Annotated in this window: 19 protein-coding genes; 13 read left to right on the top strand and 6 right to left on the bottom strand. The window is 66.8% G+C overall.

The features are described 5' to 3' along the window. Positions 1 to 55: 55 nt before the first annotated feature. Entirely contained in the window at positions 56 to 646 is a 591-nt protein-coding gene (locus tag N5A93_RS15950) for a hypothetical protein (protein ID WP_268956091.1), read from the top strand. Here N5A93_RS15950 and N5A93_RS15945 read toward each other — a convergent pair. Together N5A93_RS15945 and N5A93_RS15940 are read right to left on the bottom strand one after the other, a co-directional pair. Further along, the gene (locus N5A93_RS15945) at positions 601 to 1,623 is read right to left on the bottom strand and encodes an aspartate-semialdehyde dehydrogenase (RefSeq protein ID WP_268956090.1); all 1,023 of its coding nucleotides are present in this window, start codon (positions 1,621 to 1,623) and stop codon (positions 601 to 603) included. The two genes, N5A93_RS15950 and N5A93_RS15945, sit on opposite strands and share 46 nt — an antisense overlap. 76 nt (positions 1,624 to 1,699) lie before the next feature. Beyond that, the gene (locus tag N5A93_RS15940; protein ID WP_268956089.1) at positions 1,700 to 2,875 is read right to left on the bottom strand and encodes an MFS transporter; all 1,176 of its coding nucleotides are present in this window, start codon (positions 2,873 to 2,875) and stop codon (positions 1,700 to 1,702) included. Positions 2,876 to 3,036: 161 nt separating this feature from the next. On the opposite strand from N5A93_RS15940, the gene N5A93_RS15935 reads away from it, so the two are divergent. Next, positions 3,037 to 3,615, top strand: coding sequence for a hypothetical protein (locus N5A93_RS15935; RefSeq protein WP_268956088.1), 579 nt, complete (start codon positions 3,037 to 3,039; stop codon positions 3,613 to 3,615). 33 nt (positions 3,616 to 3,648) lie between these two features. Here the strand turns inward: N5A93_RS15935 and N5A93_RS15930 are convergent, their stop codons facing one another. Further along, positions 3,649 to 4,575, bottom strand: coding sequence for a histone deacetylase family protein (locus N5A93_RS15930; protein ID WP_268956087.1), 927 nt, complete (start codon positions 4,573 to 4,575; stop codon positions 3,649 to 3,651). Between the two features lie 99 nt (positions 4,576 to 4,674). Here N5A93_RS15930 and N5A93_RS15925 point away from each other — a divergent pair, with 99 nt between their 5' ends. The 11 genes from N5A93_RS15925 to N5A93_RS15875 all read left to right on the top strand — a co-directional run bounded on the left by N5A93_RS15925 (position 4,675) and on the right by N5A93_RS15875 (position 16,646). Further along, entirely contained in the window at positions 4,675 to 5,976 is a 1,302-nt protein-coding gene (locus N5A93_RS15925; RefSeq protein ID WP_268956086.1) for a mechanosensitive ion channel family protein, read from the top strand. A gap of 222 nt (positions 5,977 to 6,198) precedes the next feature. Continuing rightward, positions 6,199 to 6,564, top strand: coding sequence for a ribosome silencing factor (gene rsfS, locus N5A93_RS15920; RefSeq protein ID WP_440590579.1), 366 nt, complete (start codon positions 6,199 to 6,201; stop codon positions 6,562 to 6,564). Next, entirely contained in the window at positions 6,565 to 7,035 is a 471-nt protein-coding gene (gene rlmH, locus N5A93_RS15915; protein ID WP_268956084.1) for a 23S rRNA (pseudouridine(1915)-N(3))-methyltransferase RlmH, read from the top strand. 159 nt (positions 7,036 to 7,194) lie between these two features. Beyond that, a complete protein-coding gene (gene gpmI, locus N5A93_RS15910) occupies positions 7,195 to 8,715 on the top strand; it encodes a 2,3-bisphosphoglycerate-independent phosphoglycerate mutase (RefSeq protein ID WP_268956118.1) in 1,521 nt (506 codons plus the stop codon). Then, complete coding sequence (locus tag N5A93_RS15905) at positions 8,712 to 9,848, top strand: murein hydrolase activator EnvC family protein (protein ID WP_268956083.1); 1,137 nt, start codon at positions 8,712 to 8,714, stop codon at positions 9,846 to 9,848. Before gpmI ends, N5A93_RS15905 begins: the two co-directional genes overlap by 4 nt. A 3-nt stretch (positions 9,849 to 9,851) precedes the next feature. Then, entirely contained in the window at positions 9,852 to 11,192 is a 1,341-nt protein-coding gene (locus N5A93_RS15900) for a S41 family peptidase (RefSeq protein WP_268956082.1), read from the top strand. A gap of 108 nt (positions 11,193 to 11,300) precedes the next feature. Continuing rightward, the gene (locus N5A93_RS15895) at positions 11,301 to 13,040 is read left to right on the top strand and encodes a chloride channel protein (RefSeq protein ID WP_268956081.1); all 1,740 of its coding nucleotides are present in this window, start codon (positions 11,301 to 11,303) and stop codon (positions 13,038 to 13,040) included. Further along, on the top strand, positions 13,027 to 14,109 hold the full coding sequence (locus N5A93_RS15890) for an extracellular solute-binding protein (RefSeq protein WP_268956080.1): 1,083 nt from the start codon (positions 13,027 to 13,029) through the stop codon (positions 14,107 to 14,109). Before N5A93_RS15895 ends, N5A93_RS15890 begins: the two co-directional genes overlap by 14 nt. A gap of 63 nt (positions 14,110 to 14,172) precedes the next feature. Beyond that, the gene (locus tag N5A93_RS15885; protein ID WP_268956079.1) at positions 14,173 to 14,655 is read left to right on the top strand and encodes an RNA pyrophosphohydrolase; all 483 of its coding nucleotides are present in this window, start codon (positions 14,173 to 14,175) and stop codon (positions 14,653 to 14,655) included. Further along, entirely contained in the window at positions 14,652 to 15,143 is a 492-nt protein-coding gene (locus N5A93_RS15880; RefSeq protein ID WP_268956078.1) for a hypothetical protein, read from the top strand. The genes N5A93_RS15885 and N5A93_RS15880 overlap by 4 nt, the downstream gene beginning before the upstream one ends. A 96-nt stretch (positions 15,144 to 15,239) precedes the next feature. After that, complete coding sequence (locus N5A93_RS15875) at positions 15,240 to 16,646, top strand: helix-turn-helix domain-containing protein (RefSeq protein WP_268956077.1); 1,407 nt, start codon at positions 15,240 to 15,242, stop codon at positions 16,644 to 16,646. A gap of 78 nt (positions 16,647 to 16,724) precedes the next feature. On the opposite strand, the gene N5A93_RS15870 is transcribed toward N5A93_RS15875, so the two are convergent. From N5A93_RS15870 to betB, 3 genes are all read right to left on the bottom strand, one after another. Further along, positions 16,725 to 16,961: an HP1242/YdcH family protein gene (locus N5A93_RS15870; RefSeq protein WP_268956076.1), complete on the bottom strand. Its 237-nt coding sequence runs from the start codon at positions 16,959 to 16,961 to the stop codon at positions 16,725 to 16,727. 109 nt (positions 16,962 to 17,070) lie between these two features. Further along, positions 17,071 to 18,729 (bottom strand): choline dehydrogenase, encoded by a 1,659-nt coding sequence (gene betA / locus N5A93_RS15865; RefSeq protein WP_268956075.1) that lies wholly within the window; start codon positions 18,727 to 18,729, stop codon positions 17,071 to 17,073. Between the two features lie 26 nt (positions 18,730 to 18,755). Beyond that, positions 18,756 to 20,216, bottom strand: a complete 1,461-nt coding sequence (gene betB, locus N5A93_RS15860; RefSeq protein ID WP_268956074.1) for a betaine-aldehyde dehydrogenase — start codon at positions 20,214 to 20,216, stop codon at positions 18,756 to 18,758. Positions 20,217 to 20,249: the final 33 nt, after the last annotated feature.

The following is a 20,249-nucleotide window of genomic DNA, read 5'->3' as shown; positions in this document are numbered from 1 at the left end:
CCTTGCAGGGAAGCGGAAGGCAAGGCCGGTTTGCCTGTCCGCGCGGATTCACGCTTTGCTAACCATCGGCGGGCAGAATGGCGCCATGACGCTGGAACGGATCGAGATGAAGATGCATACCGACATGCTGCGCGCGGCCAGCCGCATCGCGCGGGCGCGCGACGTGACAGTCGGCCAGTTGGTGCGCGACCTGCTGGCGCGCGAGATTTCCCGCGCCCATGCGAAACCGCCTGTCAGGGCGGATGAGCGGCTTGTCGCGCCCTTGCGCGCGCGCCTCGCCCCCGACCTGGCCGGAGCGGCGGATTGGGGCGACCTTCAGGCGCGGCTTCGCGCCAAGGGCTACATTCTGCGCGCCGCGGGCGGCGGGCTGGCGCTGCATGACTGGCCGGGCGACAGGCGCATCTGCAAGGCGTCCGAACTGGGGTTCAGCCATGCCCGCCTGATGCGCCGGTTGCGCGCGCCCTTTCCGGGGCACCCGCATGCAAGGCTGACCGAACGCCACCTTGCCCCCGACGAAAAGGGCGCCCCCGAGGGGACGCCCGAAATCGCGTTGACCGAACCGGCAGAACCGGACGGACCGGGCGCAGCGCCCGATACGGATCAGCCTTTTTTCAGCACCCGGTTGCCCAGTGTCTCGGCGATCTGAACCGCGTTCAGCGCCGCGCCCTTGCGCAGGTTGTCGCTGACGCACCACAGGTTCAGGCCGTTCTCGATGGTGCTGTCCTGGCGGATACGGCTGATGAAGGTGGCGAAATCGCCGACGCATTCGACCGGCGTCACGTAGCCGCCATCCTCGCGCTTGTCGATCACCATGATCCCCGGCGCCTCGCGCAGGATGTCGCGCGCCTCGTCCTCGTCGAGGAACTCCTCGAACTCGATATTGATCGATTCGGCGTGGCCGACGAAGACCGGCACGCGCACGCAGGTCGCGGTGACCTTGATCGCGTCATCGACGATCTTCTTGGTTTCGGCGACCATCTTCCATTCTTCCTTGGTCGAGCCATCCTCGAGGAAGACGTCGATATGCGGGATCACGTTGAAGGCGATCTGCTTGGGATAGACCTTGGGCGGCACTTCCTGGGTGGGGTTGTAGACCGCCTTGGTCTGATCCCACAGCTCGTCGATGCCGTCCTTGCCCGAGCCCGACACCGACTGGTAGGTGCTGACCACCACCCGCTTGATATGGGCGCGGTCATGCAGGGGCTTGAGCGCAACCACCATCTGCGCGGTCGAGCAGTTGGGATTGGCGATGATATTCTTCCTGGAATAGCCGTCCACGGCCTCGGGGTTCACCTCGGGGACCACCAGCGGCACGTCCGGGTCGTAGCGATAGAGCGACGAGTTGTCGATCACCACGCAGCCCGTGGCGGCGGCCTTGGGCGCATAGGTCCTGGTGGCGTCCGAGCCGATCGCGAAGAGCGCGATATCCCAGCCGGTGAAGTCGAACGCGTCCAGATCCTGGGTCTTCAGGGTCTTGTCGCCAAAGCTCACCTCGGTTCCCAGCGAGCGGCGCGACGCCAGCACGGCGATCTCGTCCACCGGGAACTGGCGCTCGGCCAAGATGTTCAGCATTTCGCGGCCCACATTGCCCGTGGCGCCCACGACGACGACCTTATACCCCATTTTTCAATCTCCAGATCATGAGAGGTTTCGGAAGCGGCGTCATATACCGATGCGCGCCCGGATGAAAGGGGCCGCGTCAGAGCACGCTGTCGCGGCTGGACAGGTAAATCAGCACGCCGACAAGATGGACGATGCCGAAGAACGCGAAGAGCGCGACATAGGCACCGCTGATGCCGCCCACGGCCAGCCCCGCCGCATGGACCGGCCCCGAGACGAACTGCGCAACACCCGCGCCGGCGATCCCGAAGAGGTTCAGGAGCGTCACGCCGCGCCCCGCCAGGTGGGGCGGGAAAAAGCTGCGGGCATGGGCGATGATCACCGGGAAGGACGCACCGAAGAACCCCAGCGCCGCGGCCAGCACCACCGAGAGCACGACCCCCTGCCCCACCGTCGCCGCCAGCGCCAGCGCCGCCAGCGCCGCCAGAAGGTTGCCGGTGAAGATCACCCATTTATGCGTGCGGAAGATCCGGTCGAGCGGGCCGTAGCACAGCGTGCCGCAGATCATCGCCACGCCCATGACCAGCGTCACCTGCCCGATCTGTCCGGTGTCGAGCATGAAGACATCGCCCATGTAAGGCCCGATCCACAGCCCCCGCACCGCCGCCGAGGGCGCATAGGCCACGAACATCAGCGGAAAGATCGCCCAGAGCGCGGGCATCCGCAGAAGATCCAGAACCGAGCCGCGCGCATCCCCCGCCGCCGGTTCGGGATCGCGCACCAGCGCCGCGATACCCAGCGCCACCGCCCCCGAGATCAGCGCCAGAGCGACCAGCGCCGCGCGCCAGCCCATCAGCTCGGCCGCCAGCGCCATCGGATAGGAGGCCACGAGGTTGCCCAGCGATCCCACCCCCAGCATCAGCGCCGCCAGCGTGGCGAAACGCGCGGGCGCGAACTGGCGCGCGAAGATGTAATAGGAGGCCATCAGCACCGGCGAACAGCCCACCCCGATCAAGAGCATCGCCAGGTGGATATGCAGCGCGCCCTGCGCCAGGGCAAAGAGCAGCGCGCCGCCCCCGCCCCCCAGAAGCAGCAGCACCGAGGCCGTGCGGCGCGGCCCGATCCGGTCCAGCGCCCAGCCGACCGGCAGCTGCATGATCGCAAAGGACAGGAACCACAGCCCCGACGCCACCGCCAGAACATCCGGCCCGGTGCCGATATCGCGCTCGAGAAGGGGCGCGAGGACGGCGAGAAAGGCGCGAAAGAACTGGCTCAGCACATAGGCGAGGCACAGCAAGACCAGACCGGCACGCATCCGTTGCTCCTTTGTGGACGAGGGGTTGGGCATGGGTTGCACTTTGGCCGCGCCTTGACAAGACCTCTGCGCTTTGGTGAGCGCTCATTGATACGGATCACTGTACGGCGCAAGGCGATGCGTTAGAGTGGAAGGCATCAACAGCGCGAAAGGAGAGACGCATGAGCGGCAAGGACGACAAGCAGGACAGGACCAGCGTGATCCGTGTGCCCGAGGCGGTCGGCGTATTCGACAGCTTCGAGGCGCAGCAGGCGGCCTTCTACGATCTGCGCGCCGTGGGCTTTCACCACGGCGATATCAGCCTGTTGGGCAGTCGCAAGGCGCTGGAGGAAAAGCTGGGCAAGGCCTGGTGGGAATCGCGCGACCTTGAGGACGACCCGAGGGCGCCGCGTGCGCATTTCGTTTCCGAAGAGGCGATGGGCGAACTGGAAGGCGCGATCGCGGGCGGGTTCTTCTTCGTCGGCTCCTTCATCGCGATGTCGGCGCTACTGACCCCGGCCAGCACGCTGGCCGGATCGATCGCGGCGATCGCCATCGGCGGGTCTCCCGGCGCGGTTCTGGGCACGCTGCTGGCGCGCCGCGCAGGCCGCCATCACAAGGATTACTACGAAGAGCAGATCAAGCATGGCGGCATCCTGATGTGGGTGCGCACCCGCGACAAGGAGCGCGAGGAACTGGCGGTCAGGATCATGAAAGGCCATTCCGGGCGCGACGTGCATGTCCATGACTGGAGCGAATGAGGCGCGCGCTGATCGGCGCGCGCGCCTGTCCCGTCAGGCGCCGCGCGCGATCAGCACATCCACATGGGCCGCCGTGCTTGCGGCCAGCGCATCGAGGTCATAACCCCCTTCGAGGCACGAGACCACGCGCCCGCCGCAATGGGTGTCGGCCAGGTCGCACAGCCGCCCGGTGACCCAGGCGAAATCATCCTCGGTCAGGCGCAGGCCCGCCAGAGGGTCGTCCTGATGGGCATCGAACCCGGCCGAGATCAGCAGCAATTCGGGCGCGAAGGCGTCGAGCGCGGGAAACACCGTTTCCTCGTAGGCGGCGCGGAAGGCCGCGCCATTGGTGCCCGGATCGAGCGGCAGGTTGATCACGTTGCCATGGGCGCCGGTATCGCTGGCCGGGCCAGAGCCGGGCCAGAGCGGGTATTGATGCGACGAGATGAACAGGCTGCGTTTCTCGGACCACAGAAGATCCTGCGTGCCATTGCCGTGATGCACATCGAAATCCACCACCGCGACACGGCTGAGCCCGTGGCGCTCCATCGCGTGACGCGCGGCGATGGCGACAGTGCCAAAGAGGCAAAACCCCATCGTCCTGGCGGTTTCGGCGTGATGCCCTGGCGGGCGGGTGGCGAGGAAGGCATTGGCGGCCTTGCCCGCCAGCACCATGTCGACCCCGGCCAGCGCGCCGCCGACGCCGCGCAGCGCCGCATCGACCGAACCGGGCGACATCCAGGTATCGGGATCGAGCTGCGCGATGCCGTCCTCGGGTTCGGCGGCACGAATATGGTCGATATGGTCCTGCGGGTGACAGAGCAGAAGATCCTCGATCCGCGCCAGCGGCGCTTCGATCTGCTCGAGCGTGCGCCCCTGCAACGCCGCCAGCACCCGTTCGAGCCGCGCCACCTGTTCGGGATGCCCCGGCGGGGTGACATGCGAAAGGCAGTCGGAATGGGTGATCATCGCTGTCGTCATCATGGCCTCCACTGGTTTGGGAGGTAAATGAACGTCTTGGCCCCGCTTTGTCCAGAGCAGGCTTGTTGACGGATCGCCTGCGTGTAATCCTTCCGGGTGATGGAAGAGAACGCACTTGAAACCTCGCAGGAGATCGCCACCGGCCTCTGGCTGAAGGCGCAGATTCTTGCTGATCAGTTGATGCGACCCTGGAACATCTACCAGATCGCCATCGCCGCCACCCTGTTCCTGGCCGCGCATCTGCTGGCGCGGCTGCTTGGCCCGCGGCTGCATGCGTGGATTCGCGCGCGCGAGGGCTGGCCCAAGTGGCGGCTGCGCCTGCTGGTCATGCTGCACCGGCGGTTTCGGCTGATCCTGTTCGTGCTGACGATCTGGCCGACGGTCTGGGCCATGCAGGCCATGACATGGCCAAGCCGGTCCTACCTGCTGACGGTCCTTGGCAACCTGGCGCTGGCCTGGCTGCTGATCGCACTGGCGACAAGGCTGATCGTCAACGGCTTCCTGCGCAGCGTGGTGCGCTATGCGGCCTGGACATGGGTGACGCTCAGCATCCTGGGCCTGACCGACGATACGCAGGCGTTGCTGGACCGGATCGCCATCGACCTGGGCGACATGCGCCTGTCGGTGTGGCTGGTGTTGCAGGCGATCACGGTGCTGGCGGTGCTGATGTTCGGCGCGCGGTTCCTGTCGCGCAGCAGTGCCGCGCAGATCCGGCGCAACGAGGAAATCTCGCCCTCGATGCAGGTGCTGGCCGAAAAGATCCTTCAGGTGCTGCTTTACGGCGCGGCCTTCTTCATCGGGCTCAGGGCGGTGGGCGTGGACCTGACGGGGCTGGCGGTGCTGTCGGGCGCGATCGGTGTCGGGCTTGGCTTTGGCCTGCAAAAGGTGGTGTCGAACCTGGTTTCGGGGGTGATCCTGCTGCTCGATCGCTCGATCAAGCCGGGCGACGTGATCTCGCTGGGCGAGACCTTCGGCTGGATCAACAGCCTTGGGGCGCGCTACGTGTCGATCACCACGCGCGACGGGCGCGAATATCTCATTCCCAACGAGGACCTGATTACCGGGCAGGTGGTCAACTGGTCGCATTCCAACGATTACGTGCGGCTCGACATCGAATTCGGCACCGCCTATTCGGACGACCCCCACAAGGTGCGCCGGATCGCCATCGACGCCGCCAAGAGCGTCGAGCGGGTGTTGGAATTCAAGCCGCCGGTCTGCCATATCGTGGGCTTTGGCGACAGCAGTGTCGATTACCTGCTGCGTTTCTGGATCAGGGATCCGACCGGCGGGCTGACCAATATCCGCGGCAATGTCTATCTTGCGCTGTGGGATGCGTTCCAGGAGCACGGCATCTCGATCCCCTTCCCGCAGCGCGAGGTGCGAATGCTGGACGAGGCGTGACAGAGGCGCACGCCGCCCCGCGCATCCGGCATTGGCAGATCGGCAACGCCCATTGGCGCGTTATGGCCGCAATTCATTTCGATTCATTGAAAAGACATGCATCACTTGCTACCTTGTTATCAGGCCCGGCACCGGGGCGATGAGCGGTGTGCAACGAAGGAGGACTATGTCCTGTCTTTTACGACCGATGCGGCCGGAGCTGCTGAACAGGGGGCGGCCGTCATGGCGCCCGTGATGGACGTGACAAGCGAAGCGCAGCTTGACCGCATCCTGACCTCACTTGACGAAGACAAGGCCGAAGAGATCGTGCAGATCGACCTTCGCGGCAAATCCGCGATGGCCGACTACATGGTGATCTGCTCGGGCCGGTCCTCGCGCCAGGTTTCCTCGATTTCCGAGAAGCTGGCCGACCGGCTCAAGCACGAGTTCGGCATCCTGAGCAAGATCGAGGGCAAGGACGCGGGCGACTGGGTGCTGATCGACACGGGCGACGTGATCGTCCATGTGTTCCGCCCCGAGGTGCGCGAGTTCTATCAGCTTGAGAAAATGTGGCAGCCCGCACGGGCCGCCGCGACCGCCGAAAGCTGAATGCGCGTCCATATCTGCGCGGTGGGCCGGGTCAAGACCGGCCCGGAACGCGACTTGATCGACGACTACATGACCCGCTTTGACCGGACGGGCCGGCCCTTGGGGCTTGGCCCGATTTCCATGCGCGAGGTCGAAGACCGCAAGGGCGGCGGGCGGGCGGGCGAAGCGGCGCTGCTGGAGCGCGGCCTTCCCGATGGCGCGCTGATCGCCGCATTGGACGAGCGCGGCACGGTGATGTCCTCGCCCGATTTCGCCAGGCGGCTGGCGGGCTGGCGCGACGAGGGGCGCGGCGATCTGGCCTTCATCATCGGCGGCGCCGACGGGATCGCCCCCGAGCTGCGGGCGCGGGCCGATTTCAGCCTGTCTTTCGGCGCGATGGTCTGGCCGCATCTTCTGGCGCGCGCGATGCTGGCCGAACAGCTTTACCGCGCCGCCTCGATCCTGGCGGGCAGCCCCTATCACCGGGCATAGGCGCGGTCGGCGAGGTCTTGCCGAGGGCGCGTATGGCGGCCCTCATGCCACAGCGTTTTCGACAGCGTCTAGCCACTGCCATTCCGGGCGCGGTGCTTTCTGCGCTTCACCCCGGCGCCGTGAAGCGTTAGAAGGCCCGCATTCAGGCAGGAGCAAACCATCATGAGCGCCAAACCCGTTGTCCTGTGCATTCTCGACGGCTGGGGCCTTTCGGAGCGCCGTGAGGCCAATGCGCCGGTGCTGGCCGACACCCCGCATTTCGACCGCCTGATGGCCACCTGCCCGCATTCCACCCTGATCACCCACGGCCCCGATGTGGGCCTGCCGACGGGGCAGATGGGCAATTCCGAAGTGGGTCATACCAATATCGGCGCGGGGCGCGTGGTGGCGATGGATCTGGGGCAGATCGACCTTGCGATCGAGGATGGCAGTTTTCGGCGCAACGCCGCCTTGCAGGATTTCATCGCCCGGATGCTGGAAACCGGCGGCACCGCGCATCTTATGGGGCTGGTGTCGGATGGCGGCGTGCATGGCCATATCGACCACATTGTCGCCGCCGCCCGCGCGCTGGCGGATGAAGGGGTGCCGGTGGCCCTGCACGCGCTGACCGACGGGCGCGACGTCCTGCCCAAATCCACCCGCAGCTATCTGGAGCGGCTTGAACCGCGGCTGGGCGAGGGCGTCACCATCGCCACGGTGATCGGGCGCTATTTCGCGATGGACCGCGACAACCGCTGGGAGCGCGTGGAAGAGGCCTATCAGGCGATGATCCACGCCAGGGGGCCGCGCGCCAGCAGCGCGCGCATCGCGGTGACGAATGCCTATGCGCGCTCGGAAACAGATGAATTCGTCAGCCCCACGGTGATCGGCGATTATGCCGGTGCGCGCGATGGCGACGGGTTCTTCTGCCTCAATTTCCGCGCCGATCGCGCGCGGGAAATCCTGAGCGCGGTGGGCGATCCGGCGTTTGACGCCTTTGACGCCGCACCGCGCCCGGATTGGGCGGCGATGCTGGGGATGGTGGAATATTCCGAGGATCACAACCGCTATATGCGCACGGTCTTTCCGGCGCGCGAGATCGTCAACACGCTGGGCGAGTGGGTCGCCAAGCAGGGCAAGCGGCAGTTCCACCTGGCCGAAACCGAGAAATACCCGCATGTGACCTTCTTCCTCAATGGCGGCAAGGAGGACCCCGAACCCGGCGAGGAACGCTATATGGCGCCCTCGCCCAAGGTGGCGACCTATGATCAGCAACCCGAGATGAGCGCCGCGGAGGTGACCGATCACCTTGTGCGCGCCATCGAAGACGCCTTCGACCTGATCGTGGTGAACTACGCCAACCCGGACATGGTCGGCCATACCGGCGATCTCAAGGCCGCGATGGCTGCCTGCGAGGCGGTGGATCTTGGCCTTGGCCGGGTGATGGAGGCGCTGGAACGCGAGGGCGGCGCGATGATCGTGACCGCCGATCACGGCAATTGCGAGATGATGGTGGACCCAGAAACCGGCGGGCCACATACCGCGCATACGCTCAACCCGGTGCCCGCGATCCTGGTCGGCGGGCCGGCTGGCACTCGGCTGCGCGCGGGCCGGCTGGCGGATCTGGCGCCGACGGTGCTGGAGCTGATGGGCCTGCCCAAGCCCGATGAAATGACCGGGCAGAGCCTGTTGCAGACATGAGGCTGGGCGCGCTTCTCATCGGGCTTCTGATGGCCTTTGGCGCGAGCGCGCAGCCAAGCGGCGATCCGGCCAGCGATGCGCGCGCCGCCGCCGACCGGCTGGCGCGGGCCAGCGCCCTGCTGGAGGCGACCGAGGGCGCGCGCAACCGCGTCAAGGCTTTGTCCGAAACGATCCACGCCTACGAGGACGGCTTGCAGGCCATGCGCGAGGGGCTGCGCCGCGCCGCGATCCGCGAGCAGACGCTGAGCCGCGAGCTGGCCGCGCGCGAAGACGAGGTCGCGCAATTGCTGGGCGTGCTGATGGCGATGGGCGAGAGCCCCGCGCCGGTCCTGATGCTGCATCCCGCCGGGCCGGTGGGCACGGCGCGTTCGGGGATGATCGTGGCGGATGTCGCGCCTGCGCTCAATGCCCGCGCAGACACGCTGCGCGCCAAGCTCGAGGAGGTCGGCATGTTGCGGATGCTTCAGCAAAATGCCGCCGACAAGCTGCAAAAGGGACTGACCGGCGTGCAGGCGGCGCGCACAGCCCTCAGCCAGGCCATCGCCGACCGCACCGACCTGCCGCGCCGCTTCAGCGCGGACCCGCTCAAGACCGCGCTGCTGATCGCCTCGACCGATACGCTGGAGGGCTTCGCCAGCGGCCTGTCCCAGATCGCCGAGAACGAGGTTCCGGGCAGCCTGCCGGGGATCGAGGACCGCAAGGGAAAGCTTGCGCTGCCGGTCGACGGGCGCATCCTGCGCCGTCCGGGCGAGGCCGACGCCGCCGGGATCACCCGCCCCGGCGTGGTGCTGGTGACGCGCCCGCGCGCGCTCGTGACCACCCCGACTGCGGCGACCGTGCGCTATCGCGGGCCGCTTCTGGATTACGGAAACGTGATCATCCTCGAACCGCAGGCCGGATTTTTGCTGGTGCTGGCGGGGCTCGACGTGGTTTATGGTGAGACGGGACAGGTGCTTCCGGGCGGCAGCCCGGTGGGCCTGATGGGCGGCGCTGATGGCACCGAAGATGTGGTGCTGAACGCCGCCGACCAGGATACGGGTGCGAGGCAGACCGAAACGCTCTATATGGAGCTGAGAGAAAACAACACTCCGGTGGACCTGCTGGAGTGGTTCAGGACAGACAAGGATGACTGACCGATGAAGAAATTCCTGATGGCCGCAGCCGCCGGAACCCTGACCGGGATCATCGTGACCACACAGGTCGCCGCCCCGCTTCTGGCGCAGGAATCACGCCCCTCGAACGTCTATGAGCAGCTTGACCTGTTCGGCGACATTTTCGAGAGGATCCGCTCGCAATATGTCGAGGAAGTCGACGAATCCGAACTGATCAAGGCCGCGATCAACGGCATGCTGACCTCGCTCGATCCGCATTCCAGCTACCTTTCGCCCGACGATGCCGCCGATATGCGGGTCCAGACCCGCGGCGAGTTCGGCGGGCTGGGGATCGAGGTCACGCAGGAAGACGGCTTCGTCAAGGTGGTGTCGCCGATCGACGGCACACCGGCCGACAATGCCGGGATCGAGGCGGGCGATTTCATCACCCATGTGGATGGCGAAAGCGTTCTGGGCATGACCCTGGACGAGGCGGTGGACCTCATGCGCGGCCCGGTGGGCAGCGAAATCCTGATCACCGTGGTGCGCGAAGGCGAAGCGGAACCCTTTGAAGTGTCGATCATCCGCGACACGATCAAGCTTACGGCGGTGCGCGCGCGCACCGAACAGAATGCCATCGTGCTGCGCGTCACGACCTTCAACGACCAGACCTCGAAGAACCTGAAGAGCGGGCTGGAAGAGCAGGCCGAGGCCGCGGGCGGGCTCGAGAATGTCGACGGGATCGTGCTGGACCTGCGCAACAATCCCGGCGGCCTGCTGACCCAGGCGATCAAGGTCTCGGACGCTTTCCTCGACAAGGGCGAGATTGTCAGCACCCGTGGCCGCAACCCCGAGGAGGGCGAGCGTTTCAACGCCACGGCGGGCGATCTGATCGACGGCAAGCCGATCGTCGTGCTGATCAATGGCGGCTCGGCCTCGGCCTCGGAGATCGTCGCCGGCGCCTTGCAGGACCATCACCGCGCCATCGTGGTCGGCACCAAGAGCTTTGGCAAGGGATCGGTGCAGACCGTGATGCCGCTGCGCGGAGACGGCGCGATGCGCCTGACCACAGCGCGCTATTACACGCCGTCGGGCCGCTCGATCCAGGCGCTGGGCGTCTCGCCCGACATCGTGGTGGCGCAACCCCGCCGCGCCCCTGAGGAAGAGGAAAGCGAAGAGCAGACACCGCTCGCCCGCTTTGAGGCGGATCTGCGCGGGCGGCTGGACAATGACAGCCTGTCCGAGGACGAGGCGCGCCAGGTCGAAGAGGAGCGCGCCCGCGCCGAAGCCGCCGCCAAGCTGCGCGAGGAAGACTATCAGCTGGCCTATGCCATCGACATCCTCAAGGGTTTCCGGACCCTGAGCGGCGATCCGCTGTCGAAGTAACCGCCGGCGCGCCGCAACAGCGAAACAGCCCGACAGCCGCCCGCCGCAACCCGGCGGGCGGTTTTCTTTTGATTGCACCATGGGCGCAACTGGACAAGACTGGCCCGCATGACGGCTGCCCCGGGCAATACCGCAGGCCCGCGCATGGCCCATCCGGCCCATCGCGCCGTCATTCTCACGCTTTGCGCACTTGTGGTCGGGGCGCTGGCCTCGCTGGCGGCGATCGGGCTGACCGATGCGGTGCTCTGGCTCAACGACCGCCTGCTGATCGCCCCGCGCGCCCGCGTCCAATACGAGGCATCGCGGGTGGTGATGGCGCTGGCGACGGTGCTGGTGCCCGCCGCCGGAGGCCTGATCGTGGCGCTGATCCTGCGCTATCTGTCACGCGCGCGCCGTCCGCTCGGCCCGCCCGACGTGATCGAGGCGGTCCAGTTCGAGCGCGCGATGCCGCCGCTGCGCGACGGTCTCGCCTCGACGCTGGCCGCGATGGTGTCGCTGGGGTTCGGGGCCTCGGTGGGGCAATACGGGCCGATGGTCTATCTGGGCGCGATGCTGGGCGGGACCGTGCGGCGGCTGGGGCTGGCGGTGCCCAACCTGCCCGCCATAGCGGTGGCCTGCGGCGTGGCGGCGGCGATCTCGACGGCGTTCAACGCGCCGATCGCCGGGCTGGTCTTTGCCCATGAAGTGGTCTTGCGCCACTATTCGACACAGGCCTTCGCCCCCACCACCGTGGCCGCCGCCACCGGCTATGTCTTTGCCAATGTCATATTCGAGCGCCCGGCACTGTTCCTGTTGCAGTTCGACGGCGTGCGCCACGGCCATGAATTCGTGCTGTTCGCCATCCTCGGGCTGCTTTGCGCGGTGCTGGCGATCCTGTTCATGCGCCTGATCCTGCGCATCGCTGCCCATGCCGCCGCAAGCCCCATTCCCGCACTGTTGCGCCCGATGGTGGCGGGGCTGGCCGTGGGACTTACGGCGCTGTGGCTGCCCGACGTGCTGGGCATCGGCAAGGAGGCGCTGCGCTTTGCCACCATCGAGGGCGCATTTGGCGCGGGCGAGCTGGCGATCCTGGTGCTGGCCAAGCTGGTTCTGACGGCGCTGTGCATCGGGTTCGGCTTTGTTGGCGGTGTGTTCAGCCCGGCGCTGCTGATCGGGATCCTGTTCGGGGCGCTGTTCTGGACGGCGCTGGATGCCAGCGCGCTGCTGGCCACGTCGGGGGTGGCGGTCTATGCGATCTGCGGCATGATGGCCCTGACCAGCCCGGTGATCGGCGCGCCGCTGACCACGATCCTGATCGTGTTCGAGCTGACCCGCAACTACGACATCACCATCGCCGCCATGGTGGCGGTGGTGTTCTCGAACCTGATCTCGCACCGGTTCTTCGGGCGCTCGCTGTTCGATGTGCAGATGGCGCGGCGCGGCGCCGACCTGTCGGCGGGGCGCGAACGCGCCCGCCTGCAGGCGATGCCGGTGACGGATTGCCTGACGCGGGGCATGGTGCTGGCGGGCACCGGCGAGGCCATCGGCGCGGTGCGCGCCCGGCTGGCCGCGTCGGACTGGAACGAAGCCTATATCCGCGACGATGCGGGGCGGTTCGCCGGAGTGCTGCGGGCCGCGGATGCGGCCGCCGATTGGGACAGCGCCCTGCATAAGCCCGCGCTGACCTTCGACGACACGACCACGGTGCTTGAGGCGATGCAGGCGCTGCGCGGATTCGTCGGCGATGCGATCCCGGTCATCGAACGCGACAGCGGGCGGCTGATCGGCGTGGTCTCGGAGGCGGCGGTGATCGAGGCTTATCTCGACATGTCCCAGACATTGAGGCGCGAGGAAAATGCGGTGCTTTGAACTGGCCTTGCTGATCTGCCTTCTGAGCGCCGGTGCGGGCGGCGCCCAGGAGCCGCTGACCGTGGTCAGCTGGGGCGGCGCTTATGAGCGCGCCCAGCGCGCAGCGGTTTTCGCCCCCTTCACCCGCGCCACCGGCATTCCGGTCAGGGTCGCGCGTTACGATGGCGACCCCGCCACGCTGACGCGGCGCGCCTCCGCCGAGGGCTGGGACGTGATCGACATGCTGGAACCGGCGGCGATCGGCGCCTGCGAAGCGGGTCTCTTGCGGCGGCTGGACCACGACGCGATCCTTGACGATCCGCGCGCCGCGCGCGCCGATTTCGCGCCCGCCCGGCTGCGCCCCTGTTCCTTGCCGCAGAATGTCTTTGCCACGGTGATGGCCTATGACGACCGCGCCTTTCCCGGCGTCAAGCCCACGGAAATCGCGGATTTCTTCGATGTTGCGCGGTTTCCGGGCAAACGCGCGATCCGCAAGAGTCCCGACGACATCCTGGAATGGGCGCTGCTGGCCGAAGGGGTGCCGCCCGCGCAGGTCTATGACCTCTTGAGCACCGACCGGGGCCTGCGGCTGGCGCTGCGAAGGCTTGATGCGCTGCGCGGTCACATCGTCTGGTGGGAGGGCGCGGGCGAGGCCGCCGACATGCTGCAAGACGGTCGCGCGGTGATGGCCAGTGGCTATAACGGGCGCTTCTTCGCCGCCCGGCAAGAGGGCGCGCAGCTAAGTATCGTCTGGGATGGCCGGCTGATCGGCTATGATGTCTGGGCGATCCCCGCCAGCACCGGCCAGCCGCGCGCGGCTGAACGGTTCCTGCGCTTTGCTGCCCGCCCCGAGGTAATGGCGCGCCTCGCTGAGCGCATCCCCTATGGCCCCGCAAGGCACAGCGCGCTGGAGCGGGTCGGCCTGATGCCCGGCAAGGGCATTCCGATGCGCGACCACCTGCCCAACGCGCCCCAGCACGGGCCGCGTTTCCTGATCAGTGACAGCCCGTGGCACAGCCACACACGCGATCTGCGCCAGCGCCGCTTTGATGACTGGCTGAAGGCGGGGCGGGACGGCAAGGGTGGTTGACCTTCGCAACCCCCCGCCGCAAGACTGTCGCCGACCCTCCGATTGCCCGCAAAGGCCGCGCCGATGACCCCCGACGAAATCGCCCGACTGCCCTATCGCCCCTGTGTCGGCGTGATGCTCGCCAATGCCGATGGCAAGGTCTTTGTCGGCCAGCGGATCGACCGTGACACGACCGCATGGCAGATGCCCCAGGGCGGGATCGACAAGGGCGAAACCCCGCGCGACGCGGCGCTGCGGGAACTGCGGGAGGAAACCGGCGTGCCCCCCGAATTGGTCAGCATTGAGGCCGAGACCAGCGAATGGGTTCCCTATGAGCTGCCCCATGACCTGGTGCCGCGCATCTGGAAGGGACGGTTTCGCGGGCAGGAACAGAAATGGTTCCTCTTGCGCTTTCTCGGGCGCGACCGGGATGTGAACATCGCCACCGAACATCCCGAATTCTCGGAATGGCGCTGGATGGACCCGGCCGATCTGGTGGCCAATATCGTCCCCTTCAAACGCGCCGTCTATGAGCAGGTGCTGGGCGAATTCGGGGACAAGCTGTGATCCGCGCGCTGGCATTCGCCTTGCTGGCAGGGCTTGGCGCGCCCGCCTTCGCGCTCAGTTGCCTGCCCCATGACATCGCGCGCAGCTTTGACGAGGCCGCCCGCGCCGCAGAAACCTATATCGTGGTGCATGGGGTGCTCGATTTCGAGGAAACCGCCCTGCCCCGCGTGGACATGAGCCGCCAGCAGGACGTGCCGCCCGATACGCTGATCCCCGCACGGCTCACGGGCAAGGCGCTTTCGCATGACGGGTTCGTCACGGATTTCGACCGCGCGATCACGCTCAACGCCCAGTGTTTCGGCCCCTGGTGCGCCGGTGCGGTGCCGGGGACGGATTATCTGGCCTTTCTGGAGCAGCGCGCGGATGGCTACCGCCTGACGATCAACCCCTGCGGCGGCTTCGGCTTTGCCGAACCGTCGCCCGAAACGCTCAGGCAGGTGCGGCAATGCTTTGACGGCGGGCCGTGCGACCCTGCGCCGCTGCGCTGAACTGGGGCGGCGGGCGCGGCCACAGCCCGCTTGCGCAACCGGATTTGCAAACATAGTCTTTCCCGAACGCAAACCTGCAAAGCCGGAATTCCGCCCATGCCGACGCAAAAACTCTATGCCGGGGCCAAGCTGCGCGAGACACGCCAGCGCCTTGGCCTGACCCAGAAGGATTTCGCGATCAAGCTGGGGATCTCGCTGCCCTATCTCAACCAGATGGAGAACAACAACCGCCCGGTCAGCACCACCGTTGTGCTGGCGCTGGCGCAGGAATTCGGCTTTGACGTGACCGAGCTCAGCACCGGGGATGCCGAACGCATGGTCAGCGACATGCGCGAGGCGCTGGCCGACCCGGTCTTTGGCGACGATGCGCCGCCGCTGGCCGATCTGCGGCTGACCGCCTCGAACGCCCCGGCGCTGGCGCGCGCCTTTCTGGAACTGCACAGCGCCTATCGCCAGACCCATGAGCGGCTGGCCAGCCTCGACGAGGCTTTGGGGCGCGAGGATTCGCGCACCCAGCCAAGCCCCTGGGACGAGGTGCGCGACTTCTTTCACTACTGCGACAACTATATCGATGCGGTCGATCACGCCGCCGAACGCTTTGCCCGCCCCGCCGGCCAGGGCGCGGCGCGCGGCGCGCGCGACATCGCGCTCGACAAGCTGGCGAGCCTCGGCATCAGCGTCACCCAAAGCGACAGCGGCAAGCTGCGCCATTTCGACCGCGACAACCGGGTTCTGACGCTTTCGTCACGTTCCGCGCCCGAAACGCGGACCTTCCAGATGCTGCTGCAACTGGCGCTGCTGACCCAGGACAAGCTGCTTGAGGCGACGCTTGATCTGGCGCGGTTCCAGTCCGACGCCGCGCGTGCCATTGCCAAGATCGGGCTGGCCAATTATTTCGCGGGCGCGGCGCTGATGCCCTACGGCACCTTCCTTGAAGCCGCGCAGGAGACCCGGCACGACCTGGAAATTCTCGCCAACCGGTTCGGGGCCTCGATCGAGCAGGTCTGCCACCGGCTTTCGACCCTGCAACGCCCCGGCGCCAAGGGGATTCCGTTCTTCTTCGTGCGGGTGGATCAGGCCGGGACCATCACCAAGCGCCATTCCGCCACGCGACTGCAATTCGCGCGGTTCGGCGGTGCCTGCCCGCTATGGAATGTGCATCGCGCCTTTGAGACGCCGGGGCGGTTCCTGCGCCAGTTGGCCGAAACCCCGGACGGCGTGCGCTATATCAGCCTTGCGCGCGATGTCAGCAAGGCAGGCGGCAGTTTCGGCGCGCCGGTGCGCCGCTTTGCCATCGCGCTTGGCTGCGAGGTGAAACACGCCGACGCGCTGGTCTATGCCGACGATCTGGACCTGACCAACAGCCGCGCCTTCGAGCCGATCGGCATTTCCTGCCGGATCTGCGAGCGCACCGCCTGTCACCAGCGTTCGGTGCCGCCGCTGGAGCGGCGCCTGCAGGTGACGCCGGATGAGCGCGACGTGCTGCCTTACCGGGTCGGCTGATGGCCGGGCGCCGGAAACGGCAAGGGGCGCGCCATTGTTCCGCACGCCCCTTGCATCCGCGATCCGTTGCGAGGCCGGTCAGGCCGAGAGCATCTGGTAGATCTCGTCCTTGAGCGCGGCGCGCTGCTTGCGCATCTCGACCGCGGCCAGATCCTCGACCGGCTCGACATTGGTTTCGGCGCGATGAACCTTGCGGTTGAGCTCGTGATATTCATCGGCGAGGCGCGCGAAATGGGCGTTGTTCTGCTTGAGGCGCGAGATTTCCTCGGCCTTGTCGGGGAATTCCTCGTGCAGTTCGTGGGGCGTGTGTGACATGTCGCGGTTTCCTTCTTCAATGGTGCCAACACAGGCTAGAGGCCGCGCATCCCGCCGGCCTTGATACGGATCAAGGGCGCGCGCGGCCCGCGCTGTTTTTTGACCTGTTTCAGCGTTGTGCCAGCTGCCAGTCGGGATGCATCCAGGGCTGCACATTCTCGGGCGGTAGCGGCGTCGCGCCCAGCAGGTGATCGGCCACCTTTTCGCCGACCATGATCGAGGGCGCGTTGAGATTGCCGTTGGTGATGCGCGGAAAGATGCTGCTATCGGCGACGCGCAGCCCCTCGACCCCGATCACACGCGCCTCGCTGTCAACCACCGCGCCGGGGTCGTCGGCCCGCCCCATCCGGCAGGTACCGCAGGGGTGATAGGCGCTTTCGGCATGTTCGCGGATGAAATCGTCCAGTTCGTCATCGCTTTGCACCGCCGCGCCAGGCTGGATCTCGTGGCGCGAAAAGGGCTTGAAGGCGTCCTGCGCGAAAATCTCGCGGGTGAGGCGGATGCAGGTGCGAAAATCACGCCAGTCGCTGTCTTTGCTCATGTAGTTGAAGCGGATCACCGGATCGTCGCCGGGATCGGCGCTGCGCAGGCTGACCGTGCCGCGCGATTCGCTGCGCATCGGGCCGACATGCGCCTGGAAGCCATGTCCCTCGGCCGCCGCCTGCCCGTCATAGCGCACGGCAATGGGCAGGAAATGGAACTGCACATCGGGATATTCCACCCCCGGCGCGGAGCGAATGAAACCGCAGCTTTCGAACTGGTTCGACGCGCCCGGCCCCTGGCGGCGAAACAGCCAGTTCGCCCCGACCCACGCCTTGCCCCAGAGGTTCCAGTATTTGAAAAGGCTGACCGGCTGGCTGGCGGCCATCTGGATGTAAAGCTCCAGGTGGTCCTGCAGGTTGGCGCCCACGCCGGGGCGATCGGCCAGCACGTCGATGCCATGCTCCGCCAGATGCGCACCCGGGCCGATGCCCGACAGCATCAACAGCTTGGGCGAGTTGATCGACGAGGCCGCAAGGATCACCTCGGCGCGCGCGCGCACCACCTCGCGCTGGCCCTTGCGCAGGATTTCGACGCCCACGGCGCGGCCCTCCTCGATCACCACCTTGCGCACCAGCGCGCGCAGCAGATCGCAATTTCCGCGCTTCAGGGCGGGGCGCAGATAGGCATTCGCCGCCGACCAGCGCCGCCCCTGCCAGACCGTCATCTCGAACGGGCCGAAGCCCTCTTGCTGTTCGCCGTTGTAATCATCGGTCAGCCGGTATCCCGCCTGACCGCCTGCCGCGACAAAAGCCCGCGTCAGCGGGTTGGCCATCTTGCCGCGCGCGACATGCAGCGGCCCGTCATGGCCGCGCCATTCCGGATCGCCGCCATGCCCGCCGTCATGCCAGTTTTCCATGCGCTTGAAATAGGGCAGCACATCGGCATAGCCCCAGCCCCTGGCGCCCTGGTCGCGCCAATGGTCGAAATCGCGGGCATGGCCGCGCACATAGACCATGCCGTTGATGCTGCTCGAGCCGCCGATCACCTTGCCGCGCGGACAGGCCAGCCGCCGGCCCCCCAGATGGGGCTCGGGTTCGGTGCGATAGCCCCAGTCATAGCGGCGCATGTTCATCGGATAGGAAAGCGCCCCCGGCATCTGAATGAACGGCCCCGCATCGGTGCCGCCATGTTCGATGACCAGCACCGAACGGCCCGCCTCGGCCAGACGATAGGCCATGGCGCAGCCCGCGCTGCCCGCTCCGACAATGACGTAATCCGCTTCCATATCGGTTTTCCTCCCGGCGCGGCGGTTCAAAACGGCGCTTCGGTTTCGCCCATGCGCACATAGACGGATTTGAGCTGTGAATAATGCGCGATGGCGGCCTTGGAATTCTCGCGCCCCACGCCCGAGGCCTTGACCCCGCCGAAGGGCAGTTCGACCGGCGCATCATTGTAGGAATTGATGAAACAGCTGCCCGCGCGCAGCCGCCCGATCACCCGGTGAGCGCGTTGCAGATCGCGCGTGTAGACCCCCGCCGACAGGCCGTATTCGCTGGCATTGGCGCGGGCGATCACCTCGTCCTCGTCGTCGAATTCGAGCACGCTCAGCACCGGGCCGAAGATCTCTTCGCGTGCGATGGTCATGTCGTCGCGCACATCGGCAAAGACAGTGGGTTCGATCCACGCGCCGGGGCGGTCGATCCGCTTGCCGCCGCAGACCAGCCGCGCGCCTTCGGCGAGACCCTTTTCGATATAGCCAAGGACGATACGCAACTGCGCCTCGCTGACCATCGGGCCGAAATTGGTGGCCTCGTCCAGGGGATCGCCGATCACCGCATTGGCGACGCGCGCGCTCAGGCGCTCAAGGAACTCGGCGGCAACGCTGCGATGCACAAAGACCCGCGTGCCGTTGGAACAGACCTGTCCCGAGGAATAGAAATTGCCCAGGATCGCGCCCGAAACCGCATCCTCGATGCTGGCATCGTCGAACACGATCAGCGGCGACTTGCCGCCAAGCTCCATGGTGACGTGCTTCATCCCCGCTGCCGCCGCGGCATAGACCTTGCGCCCGGTCGCCGCCGAGCCGGTCAGCGAGACCTTGGCGACACGCGCATCCCCGACCAGCGGCCCGCCGACATCGCCCGCCCCCTGCACCACGTTGAAAAGGCCCGCGGGCGCGCCCGCCTCAAGCAGGATCTCGGCCAGCTTCAGCGCCGAAAGCGGCGTGGTTTCAGATGGTTTGAACACCATCGCATTGCCGCAGGCCAGTGCCGGGGCGGCCTTCCAGCAGGCGATCTGGGTGGGATAGTTCCAGGCCCCCAGCCCCACGCAGACACCCAGCGGCTCGCGGATCGCATAGCCCCAGTCACCGCCCGGAAGCATCACATGCTCGCCGGTCAGGCTGCCCGCCAGCCCGCCGAAATATTCCAGCGCATCGGCGCCGCTGGTCGCGTCGGCGACCAGCGTTTCCTGCAAGGGCTTGCCGGTGTCGCGGGTTTCAAGCACCGAGAGGTCGCGGTTGCGCACGCGCATGATATCGGCGGCACGGCGCAGCACCCGGCCGCGCTCCATCCCCGAAAGGCGCGCCCATTCCACCTGCGCGGCCTGCGCGCCTGTCAGCGCCTGGTCGATCACGTCGGGCGTGGCCTCGTGGAGGGTCGCGATCACCTCGCTGGTGGCGGGGCAGATCACGTCCATCGCCGCACCGGCGGTATCTTCGAGGTAGCGGCCATTCACGAAATGGCTGGCCTTGGGTTGGGTGGGATAGGTCATGTCGCCTCCGGCGGGAGTATTTCGGGCAAGATG

Source organism: Roseovarius salincola, from assembly GCF_026891095.1.
GTDB lineage: Bacteria > Pseudomonadota > Alphaproteobacteria > Rhodobacterales > Rhodobacteraceae > Roseovarius > Roseovarius salincola.
The sequence above is the reverse complement of the archived record's forward strand: the minus strand, read 5'-3'. Positions and strand labels throughout refer to the sequence as shown.

Bases quoted from the DNA above. Each gene is read 5' to 3' on its own strand.
- N5A93_RS15925 (WP_268956086.1), top strand. From the start codon at position 4,675: ATGGAAGAGAACGCACTTGAAACCTCGCAGGAGATCGCCACCGGCCTC.
- N5A93_RS15930 (WP_268956087.1), bottom strand. From the start codon at position 4,575: ATGACGACAGCGATGATCACCCATTCCGACTGCCTTTCGCATGTCACC.
- N5A93_RS15885 (WP_268956079.1), top strand. From the start codon at position 14,173: ATGACCCCCGACGAAATCGCCCGACTGCCCTATCGCCCCTGTGTCGGC.
- betB (WP_268956074.1), bottom strand. From the start codon at position 20,216: ATGACCTATCCCACCCAACCCAAGGCCAGCCATTTCGTGAATGGCCGC.
- N5A93_RS15875 (WP_268956077.1), top strand. From the start codon at position 15,240: ATGCCGACGCAAAAACTCTATGCCGGGGCCAAGCTGCGCGAGACACGC.
- N5A93_RS15900 (WP_268956082.1), top strand. From the start codon at position 9,852: ATGAAGAAATTCCTGATGGCCGCAGCCGCCGGAACCCTGACCGGGATC.
- N5A93_RS15940 (WP_268956089.1), bottom strand. From the start codon at position 2,875: ATGCGTGCCGGTCTGGTCTTGCTGTGCCTCGCCTATGTGCTGAGCCAG.
- N5A93_RS15945 (WP_268956090.1), bottom strand. From the start codon at position 1,623: ATGGGGTATAAGGTCGTCGTCGTGGGCGCCACGGGCAATGTGGGCCGC.
- N5A93_RS15890 (WP_268956080.1), top strand. From the start codon at position 13,027: ATGCGGTGCTTTGAACTGGCCTTGCTGATCTGCCTTCTGAGCGCCGGT.
- rsfS (WP_440590579.1), top strand. From the start codon at position 6,199: ATGGCGCCCGTGATGGACGTGACAAGCGAAGCGCAGCTTGACCGCATC.
- N5A93_RS15905 (WP_268956083.1), top strand. From the start codon at position 8,712: ATGAGGCTGGGCGCGCTTCTCATCGGGCTTCTGATGGCCTTTGGCGCG.
- N5A93_RS15870 (WP_268956076.1), bottom strand. From the start codon at position 16,961: ATGTCACACACGCCCCACGAACTGCACGAGGAATTCCCCGACAAGGCC.
- betA (WP_268956075.1), bottom strand. From the start codon at position 18,729: ATGGAAGCGGATTACGTCATTGTCGGAGCGGGCAGCGCGGGCTGCGCC.
- rlmH (WP_268956084.1), top strand. From the start codon at position 6,565: ATGCGCGTCCATATCTGCGCGGTGGGCCGGGTCAAGACCGGCCCGGAA.
- N5A93_RS15935 (WP_268956088.1), top strand. From the start codon at position 3,037: ATGAGCGGCAAGGACGACAAGCAGGACAGGACCAGCGTGATCCGTGTG.
- N5A93_RS15895 (WP_268956081.1), top strand. From the start codon at position 11,301: ATGACGGCTGCCCCGGGCAATACCGCAGGCCCGCGCATGGCCCATCCG.